The sequence below is a fragment of the Marinilactibacillus piezotolerans genome (assembly GCF_900114235.1).
GTDB lineage: Bacteria > Bacillota > Bacilli > Lactobacillales > Carnobacteriaceae_A > Marinilactibacillus > Marinilactibacillus piezotolerans.
This window is the reverse complement of sequence record NZ_FOSJ01000001.1, coordinates 159,472-168,322: the sequence shown is the minus strand read 5'-3', so window position 1 is coordinate 168,322 and position 8,851 is coordinate 159,472. Positions and strand designations below refer to the sequence as shown.

Sequence of the window (8,851 nt, the reverse complement as noted above, 5' to 3'; positions counted from 1 at the left end):
CGGAGATATCTATGTAAATATAGCTGAAAAAATATACACAACAAGGAGACTGAAAGAACATGACTACTACTCACAAGAGTTTGATCCGATTCCAGAGCAAAAAAAAGAAAGACGCCAGTATATTCCCCCACAATCTCACCCGTGGAAACTAGAATCTTTCAAAAGATATCTTCGCAGTGTCGGAAAAACACTCGAAGAGTACGAAGCTGAACAAACAGCTTAGGACTAATTTTAACAAATTCGGTCACATTAATGCAAGCTTTTGCGAAGTAAAAGCTTGCATTAATGTGAGCCTTGGTTTTAGGACATTTTAACTTTCGCTTGACATACTTCTATTAAAAATATAAATCAAAACAAGGCTTCTTGTTTGGTGGGAATGATTTACTTTGATATCATAAGCTTATTGAAAATGATACAAGGAGGACAATAGTATGAAGTTGCTGTCAATGTTTCAATTAGAAGAAGAGGTAACATCTAATATTGAACAAGCGACAAAAGAAAAGCATATTCCTGAAAATAAACTTACTATAGTTACCAAAGAAGAACAAAGAGATTCGATAGCTGCGCTAATCAATTTGCAGGTCGATGGTGTGAGTAAATTAGAACTTAGAGATAATGATATTGCTGAAAAGTATAAATTATCTGAAAAAGATACAGAACTATTTATGGATAAGTTAAAAAGAGGGGGATATGTTATGCTTCAAGAGATGCCAAAGCATATCACTAAGCAAAAATTAAATGATCAAAAAACTCCTTCTAGAGAAGACGAAAAAGAAAAAGGGGATTTTGAAAGTTCATTAGATGATCATCTGTCAGCGCCGGGATTTGGCGTCGATTTTAAAGACCCTGGTACAGATGATCAGACACATGAAGATAATTTTAATCCTGATAACCATAGTGAAAATCCAGAAACAAATTGAATCTAGTACTTTAATGGAATATACTAAAGTTAGTTAAAAGAAACAAACTTTTAATAAGTATAAAAATAGACAATTAGCATGTGCTTTTTTTAAAAAATGAAAGAAGTATCGCAGAAAAGGAGGAAACATTCTAGGCTCCTCTTTTTTATTTGTAAAGTAAAGGTGAGGCGATAATGAAAAATATATATCGTAATGAATGGTTTAAAGTACCAAATATATTATCATATTTCAGAATACTATTAATTCCTCTGTTTATCTATTCATATCTTATAGCGACAGACATAAATGGTTACTTGATTGCTGCAGGTATATTATTTGTTTCGGGGCTTACTGATGCGATGGATGGTATTATCGCGCGGAAATTTAATCAAATTACAAATTTAGGGAAAATATTTGATCCTATTGCCGATAAATTAACACAGTTGGCAGTTGCATCGGTACTGCTTGTTAAATGGCCTGTTATGGGGTACTTACTAGGTATATTTATCGTAAAAGAGACTAGTATGTTTATTTTTAGTTATATATTGCTAAAAAAAGGAAAAATGGTAGATGGAGCTAAATGGTTCGGGAAAATTGGTACAATTGTCTTTTATCTATGTATGTTTATACTGGTTTTATTACCGGAGATTAGTCGGGGATTCCTTTGGTCTCTTATAATTATTACTGCTCTTTTTCAAATATTTGCTTTCATCAGGTATATGAAAGTATTTATAGAAATGTACAATGATTCGAATGTTCTAAACTAAAGTCGAATAAAGAAGGGCTAACTTTTTTTAATTCTGTTTTTTTGAGTGTTATAATTAAAATAACTTAAAGAAGGAGGAAACAGAATGAAAATTGGGATTATTACTGGTTCAATTAGAGAGAATCGTGTCAATCTAGATGTTGCAGAATGGGTTAAAAAACTAGCGATAAACAGACAAGATAATGATGATGTAGAATATGAAATTATAGATATCAAACAGTTTAATTTACCTGTTTTTGCTGAACCAACTTCTCCTGCATATACAGATGAATTAATTGAAAAAGAGAAACAACTTCCATGGTCTCAAAAAATGACGGATCAAGATGGCTATATCTTTATTGCACCAGAATATAATCATGGTATACCAAGTGCTTTGAAAAATGCTTTAGACTTTTTATATCATGAATTAAATGATAAGGCAGCAGGAATCGTAAGCTATGGTTCTTCTGGTGGGGTTCGTTCAGCTGAACAGCTAAGATCAGTGTTGTCAGAGTTTCAAGTTGCACATGTTAGAACAAACCCAGCACTATCCATTTTTTATGATTTTGATTACCCGAATCTTAATCCTTCTAGTGCTCAAAAAGAGGCTGTTGAGATAATGATTGATCAATTGATACCTTGGACTGAAGCAATGATAGAAGTACGCAATAAGAAATCCGCGAACAGTTAGAAAGTTAACTATAAATAGGAACTGTAACAAAGCTAATAGTCTATATTAGCTTTGTTACCTATTGTTTTTTAGTACGAATTCGTATATTATTAAAGATAAATAAGTAGGTGAAATTATGACAAGAAATGAAGACTCATTAAAAGCATTAACAACAATTTTGAGAGCGGCCTCTAGTGTAGAAAGAGTTGTAAAAGAAGATATGATTTCTTATGGGTTGAATGCTACCGAATTTACAGTGATGGAATATCTATATAATAAAGGAAAGCAACCGATTCAAATGATTGGGAAAAAAATATTACTAGCTTCAAGCAGTATAACTTATGTAATTGATCGTTTAGAAGAAAAAGGACTGGTTCAAAGAATTGCAGATGTTAAAGATAGAAGAGTTACTTTTGCAGAACTGACTGCAGAAGGTTATCTTAAAATGGAAGATATTTTTCCTAAGCATGCCCAAACAATTGAAAAAATATTTAAGAATCTTTCTGATGATGATTTAAATAAATTACGAACATTATTGAAAGAAGTTGGATATGAATCAGCTAAACTAATTAAATAAAGAGAGGACGCTTATATTGTCACTTGAATCATTTATCCATGTTTATAATGAACCTTTAATGGGAAACACCACTGTCTTTTTATTATTGCACGGAACTGGAGGAGATGAGCATGACATGATCCAGTTAGCAAAAATGATTGATCCACAAGCGGGTATTTTAAGTCTGAGAGGAAACATTAATGAAAATGGGATGAATCGCTTTTTTGAAAGAAAAGCGATGGGCATTTTAGACGAAGTAAGCTTGAAAAAAGAAACAGATAAATTATTTGAATTTTTAAATGCAGCAGCAGCACATTATGGGTTTAAAACGAAACAGCTTGTCGTTTTAGGATACTCGAATGGTGCAAACATAGCATCTAGTTTGCTTTTCCACTACAATGATGTTTTATACCAAGGAATGCTTTTACATCCGATGGTTCCTACCAGAAATACAGAGCTTCCTGATTTATCAAATCAGCGTTTGTTTATTGGAGCAGGAGAAAACGATCCACTTTGTTTGCCGGAAGAAACAAAAGAATTGGAGCAAATTTTTATTGAAGCTGGAGCGAGTATAACAACGTATTGGGGAAATAATGGACATAGCTTGTCTCAAAATGAATTGAATGCAGCCTCTATGTGGTACGAAAATCTATAAATAGTATATTAATCTTAAATTTCTATAGATAGTCACATTGACTTATCGATTTTATAGCTAATTTGTGATATAATAGATTAGAAACATTTAATAAAGATCTGAAATTTAAGACTAAGGAGATTTTTATGGCTAAAGAAAAAATTACCGAGGAAGTTCAAGTTTTAGTGGAAACAGAACTTCGAAAAGGTGCCAGCAACTCCCGAATTGCTAATTTACTGGATTTGCCTTATAAAGAAGCTGTCGAAATTATAGAGACGATCAAGGAAGATTTAAGACCGGATATCGGAGATGAAATCATTTTCTTTTTTAGAGATGAGCCGATGGAAGGTATTATCGAAAAATTGCTTACAAATAGTGCGATTGTTAAGATTAACTGGGATCAGTCAGCAGAAAGAATGCATGACTTGATGGAAGAAAAAACGGTCGTTAATTTTAAGGATATTGAAGGATTTAAAAAACAAGTTAATGACGAAACAGAAGAAGTTGAATAAGTATTAAAATAGACTGTCTTAAGTAGATACCTCGAAATGAGAGAATAAAATTTCTCTTTAGGGTAATTACTTAAAGGCAGTCTTTTATTTTTATAATAATTGAAAATATGTGCCAATAAAAATAAGCAATATGATTGTTGTCAAAGCTTTTAAATACTATTTAATTGGAATAATACTATGCATTGAAATTTATTCTTGACAGGAAAAGAAATGTAAGATAATATTTTGATAGTCAAATACTTTGATAATCAAACTATATTGACGAAGTAATAGAAATGGGGGAGTTGATGTGGATCCATTAGTTAACGAAATCAATAGTTACTTGGTTACGATCTTTAACGACGTATTGATGATCGAAGAAAAAACTCTGCAGTCTAGTCGTTTTAAAGATGTTTCAATAAAAGAAATGCATACGATCGAAGCGGTAGGAATGTATCATCAGCATACGACTAGCGAAGTGGCTAAAAAGTTAGGTGTTACCGTAGGAACGCTAACTGTTTCAGTAAATAATCTTGTACGTAAAGGTTATGTAGAAAGAATACGTACAGATTCAGATAGGCGTGTGGTTAAACTTGCTTTAACTCCGAATGGTCGGTTGCTATATCGTTTACATGATAAGTTTCATAGAGATATGGTTAAAGAAACAATTGCAGAAATGGATAAAGAACAGTCAGAAATACTAATGATAGGTCTAAGAAATCTTCATGACTTTTTAGAGCGTACAAAGGAGCAGTTACCAGAGTGAGTAATCGAGTAAAAGTTAGGATCCATTCAGTGGGAAAATATATTCCTGAAAAAATTCTTACGAATGATGATTTAACAGAATGGTTAGATACTTCCGATGAATGGATTACGTCACGTACGGGAATTAAACAAAGACATATCAGTACGACAGAAAATACTTCTGATCTATGTACTGAAGCTGCATTGAAAGCATTGGGTAAGGTTAAGGTAAAAGCTGAAGAGATTGGTTTGCTTATTGTAGCAACAATGTCACCAGATGCTCATTCACCGTCTGTTGCTTGCACCGTTCAGTCAAATATCCATGCAAAAAATGCAATGGCATTTGATATTAATGCTGCTTGTTCAGGATTTGTCTATGCTTGCTCTGTTGCAGAAAAAATGCTATCTGTCAGTCCTTATCAATATGCACTTGTTATCGGTGGAGAAGTTATGTCTAAAGTAGTGGACTGGAAAGACCGTTCAACTGCTGTATTATTCGGAGATGGAGCTGGATGTGTTTTACTTGAAAAAAATGAAAACACACACAGTTTTATAGGTGAAAATTTACATGCAGACGGTTCAAGGGGTAGTTCATTAACTTCTGGAGAAGTTGCGGTCAACAATTTGCTTACTTCAGGCAATAAGGCAAATCCACACTTACAAATGAACGGTAGAGATATATTTGATTTTGTTATTAGGTCTGTTCCTAAAAGTATCATTGAAGTTGTCGAAGCTAATCAGCTGCAACTTGAAGAAATCGATTACTTTTTATTACATCAAGCTAATGCAAGATTAATCAAAGCAGTATCTAAAAAGTTGAAGCAGCCTATTGAGAAGTTTCCTCAAAATATTGATCAATATGGAAACACATCAGCGGCTAGCATTCCAATACTATTGGATGAATTAATTGAACATGGTGATATTCAGCTCAACAGTAATCAAACCATAGTTTTGACTGGCTTTGGCGGCGGCTTAACATGGGGATCATTATTAATAAAACTATAAAAAAATTTGGAGGAACCAAAAATGTCAACTTTCGAAAAAATTCAAGAAATTATTGTGGACCAATTAGATAAAGAAACAGAAGAAGTACAAATGGAAACTAACTTCCGTGAAGAATTAGAAGCAGACAGCTTAGACTTATTCCAAATCATCAACGATATTGAAGATGAATTTGATATTAAAATTGAAACTGAAGAAGGTTTAAACACTGTTGGAGACATCGTTAAGTATGTCAATGAACAACTAGCTTAATTAAATTTTATTGGAAGGGAGCTCCTATATGGATCAAGCACTTATGGAGAAAATTGGGATTCAATATCCTATTATTCAAGGAGCAATGTCATGGGTTGGAACTCCTAGCTTAGCTGCTGGAGTTTCAAATGCTGGCGGATTGGGTATGATTGGAGCTGGGCATGAGCCGGGAGAATATGTACGCAAATTGATCCGCGAAACAAAAGAAATGACTGATAAGCCTTTTGGGGTAAATGTCCTTTTACTATCACCATATGTTGATGAAGTTGTTAACGTAGTCTGTGAAGAAAAGGTTAGTGTAATTTCAACTGGTGCCGGTAGTCCAGGAAGATACATGAAAAAATTTAAAGAAGCTGGTATCGTAGTGATTCCTGTTGTCGCTTCAGTTGCTTTAGCCAAACGTATGGAAAAAGACGGGGCAGATGCAATTATCTGTGAAGGAATGGAAGCTGGTGGACATATAGGTAAATCAACAACGATGACACTAGTTCCTCAAGTGGTTGACGCAGTGAATATTCCTGTTATTGCAGCAGGTGGTATTGCTGACGGAAGAGGAATGGCAGCTGCGATCATGCTGGGAGCTTCAGCAGTTCAACTTGGGACCAGATTCGTTGTAGCTATAGAAAGTATTGCTCATGATAACTTTAAAAAGAGAGTCATTAAAGCCCGAGATATTGATACTGTAGTAACGGGGATGATTACCGGTCATCCAGTTCGTGTCTTAAGAAATAAATTAACAAATGAGTACTTAAAAGTAGAAAAAGAAATCACAAGTGATGAAAACCCGGATTTCTCTCGCTTAGAAGCATTGGGAAAAGGGGCTCTGAAACGAGCAGTTGTCGATGGAGACAAAGATACTGGCTCATTTATGTCCGGACAGAGTGCAGGACTAGTGAAAAAAGAACAAAGCTGTAAGGAAATTGTTGAAGAATTAATGAGTGAATACAAAGAACTAACTTCAAATCCTGTTGTATTCTAATTTTTTTCAGTGATACTTTGATATTCAAAGTATGCAGATTATTATAATAAGATTGAAATTGGGGATTGAAGCAAGCTAGTAAGCAATATATATGATTCTTAATCACCTAATAAACTTGTTTCATTCCCTTGATTGATCTTTTAAAAGAGTTAAGTAAAGAAAGGATATTTAATATGTCTACAGCATTCTTGTTTAGCGGGCAAGGCGCTCAATATAATGGAATGGGAAAAGAATTGTATGAAGAGCATGAAAGTGTCAGGAAAATTTTTGATCAAGCGAGCAGAGCCTTGGATATTGATTTAGCTGCTTTAACATTCAATGATGATGAAAAGCTGAACTGGACACCATTAACTCAGCCGGCAATATTAACGCTCAGTCATGCTATAGAACATTTAATGAAAGATGCTGGAATTAAACCGGATATGGTAGCGGGGCTTAGTTTAGGAGAATATACCGCACTGGTTTCCTCAGAGGTTTTTACATTTGAAGATGCAGTAAAGCTTGTTCATAAACGTGGAACGTATATGGATCAAGCTGTTCCCAAGGGTGTAGGCGCTATGGCTGCAGTCATGGGGTTGAAATCTGAAGTCGTTGAAAAAATATGTGACGAGATCAGTGAAAAACATTTTGTACAGATTGCTAATTATAATATGCCTGGCCAAATCGTTATTGCAGGTGTACAAGAAGGCGTATCAGCCGCAATCACTGAATTAGAAAAAGCAGAAGCTAAAAAGGTTATTCCACTAAATGTAAGTGGACCTTTCCATACTAAGTTACTTGAACCAGCAGCTGATAAACTGGGAGAAGAGCTAAAATCAGTTAATATAAATGATTTTACTTATCCAGTTTATAGTAATACTACAGCAGCTGTTTATGAGACTAAAGAACAAGTTGCACCAACATTAGTTAAGCAAGTTATGTCTCCTGTTAGATTTGAGCAGATGATTCAGCAAATGATAACAGATGGAGCAGATACTTTTATAGAACTTGGACCGGGTAAGACATTAAAGACATTCGTTAAAAAAATTGATCGTAGTGTAACTGTCATGAATGTTGAGAATATTAAGCAGTTGCATAAGGCAATCGATAAGGTTGCGTTTAACAACTAAAATATTAGAGGTGAAAATGTGGTAGAAAGTATAAAAACTGTTATTGTTACAGGCAGCTCTAGAGGGATTGGTAGAGCAATTGCCTATGCATTTGCAAATGCGGGCCATAATGTTGTATTAAATGGACGTAAAGAAATTTCAGAAGAACAGTTATCAGAATTGAGCCATTTTGGCGGAGAAATTTTCACTTGTATAGGAGACATAAGCGATCCAGATTTTGCTAGTCGTTTAATTAAAGAGACTAAAGATAAATTTGGTAGTGTGGATGTATTAATTAATAATGCAGGAATTACAAGAGATAATCTTTTGCTTAGAATGACTGAAGAAGAATTTGACCAAACGATCGATATTAACTTGAAAGGTACATTCTATACAACGAAAGTTGCTTCAAAATATATGTTGAAGCAAAAGAGCGGTTGTATCATTAATCTTGCTAGTGTTGTCGGTCAAGTGGGTAACGCTGGTCAAGCAAACTATGCTGCTAGTAAAGCAGGAATAATCGGATTTACTAAATCAGTTGCTAGAGAATTGGCCCCTAGAGGGATCACAGTCAATGCAATTGCACCTGGATTCGTTGACTCTGATATGACAGATGTTTTGAGTGATAAAGTTAAAGAGACCATTTTAACTCAGATTCCATTAAAACGTTTAGGTCAACCAGAAGAAGTAGCAGAAGCAGCATTATTTTTAAGCAATCAAAAGTATATCACTGGACAGGTTATTAATGTCGACGGTGGTATGGTCATGAATGGATAATTAGGAGGAATAAA

Annotated in this window: 12 protein-coding genes and 1 pseudogene; all 13 read left to right on the top strand. The window is 34.3% G+C overall.

Going from position 1 to position 8,851, the window contains the following annotated elements:
* A pseudogene (locus BM212_RS12550) lies at positions 1-223 on the top strand (ISNCY family transposase); the annotation flags it as partial.
* 208 nt (positions 224-431) lie between these two features.
* Positions 432-920, top strand: a complete 489-nt coding sequence (locus tag BM212_RS00830) for a hypothetical protein (protein ID WP_072694701.1) — start codon at positions 432-434, stop codon at positions 918-920.
* 173 nt (positions 921-1,093) lie between these two features.
* Entirely contained in the window at positions 1,094-1,666 is a 573-nt protein-coding gene (locus tag BM212_RS00825) for a CDP-alcohol phosphatidyltransferase family protein (RefSeq protein WP_072694702.1), read from the top strand.
* 84 nt (positions 1,667-1,750) lie between these two features.
* Positions 1,751-2,335, top strand: a complete 585-nt coding sequence (locus tag BM212_RS00820; protein WP_072694703.1) for an NADPH-dependent FMN reductase — start codon at positions 1,751-1,753, stop codon at positions 2,333-2,335.
* A gap of 115 nt (positions 2,336-2,450) precedes the next feature.
* Positions 2,451-2,891, top strand: a complete 441-nt coding sequence (locus BM212_RS00815; protein ID WP_072694704.1) for a MarR family winged helix-turn-helix transcriptional regulator — start codon at positions 2,451-2,453, stop codon at positions 2,889-2,891.
* Between the two features lie 16 nt (positions 2,892-2,907).
* Entirely contained in the window at positions 2,908-3,525 is a 618-nt protein-coding gene (locus BM212_RS00810) for an alpha/beta hydrolase (RefSeq protein ID WP_232226869.1), read from the top strand.
* A 125-nt stretch (positions 3,526-3,650) separates the two neighbouring features.
* The gene (locus tag BM212_RS00805; RefSeq protein ID WP_072694705.1) at positions 3,651-4,016 is read left to right on the top strand and encodes a DUF2187 family protein; all 366 of its coding nucleotides are present in this window, start codon (positions 3,651-3,653) and stop codon (positions 4,014-4,016) included.
* Between the two features lie 289 nt (positions 4,017-4,305).
* A complete protein-coding gene (fabT, locus tag BM212_RS00800) occupies positions 4,306-4,761 on the top strand; it encodes a fatty acid biosynthesis transcriptional regulator FabT (protein WP_072694706.1) in 456 nt (151 codons plus the stop codon).
* On the top strand, positions 4,758-5,744 hold the full coding sequence (locus tag BM212_RS00795; protein WP_072694707.1) for a beta-ketoacyl-ACP synthase III: 987 nt from the start codon (positions 4,758-4,760) through the stop codon (positions 5,742-5,744). The genes fabT and BM212_RS00795 overlap by 4 nt, the downstream gene beginning before the upstream one ends.
* A 21-nt stretch (positions 5,745-5,765) precedes the next feature.
* Complete coding sequence (locus tag BM212_RS00790; protein WP_072694708.1) at positions 5,766-5,993, top strand: acyl carrier protein; 228 nt, start codon at positions 5,766-5,768, stop codon at positions 5,991-5,993.
* A 28-nt stretch (positions 5,994-6,021) separates the two neighbouring features.
* Positions 6,022-6,972 (top strand): enoyl-[acyl-carrier-protein] reductase FabK, encoded by a 951-nt coding sequence (gene fabK / locus BM212_RS00785; protein ID WP_072694709.1) that lies wholly within the window; start codon positions 6,022-6,024, stop codon positions 6,970-6,972.
* Positions 6,973-7,145: 173 nt separating this feature from the next.
* On the top strand, positions 7,146-8,081 hold the full coding sequence (gene fabD / locus BM212_RS00780; protein WP_072694710.1) for an ACP S-malonyltransferase: 936 nt from the start codon (positions 7,146-7,148) through the stop codon (positions 8,079-8,081).
* A gap of 18 nt (positions 8,082-8,099) precedes the next feature.
* On the top strand, positions 8,100-8,837 hold the full coding sequence (gene fabG / locus BM212_RS00775; RefSeq protein ID WP_072694711.1) for a 3-oxoacyl-[acyl-carrier-protein] reductase: 738 nt from the start codon (positions 8,100-8,102) through the stop codon (positions 8,835-8,837).
* Positions 8,838-8,851: the final 14 nt, after the last annotated feature.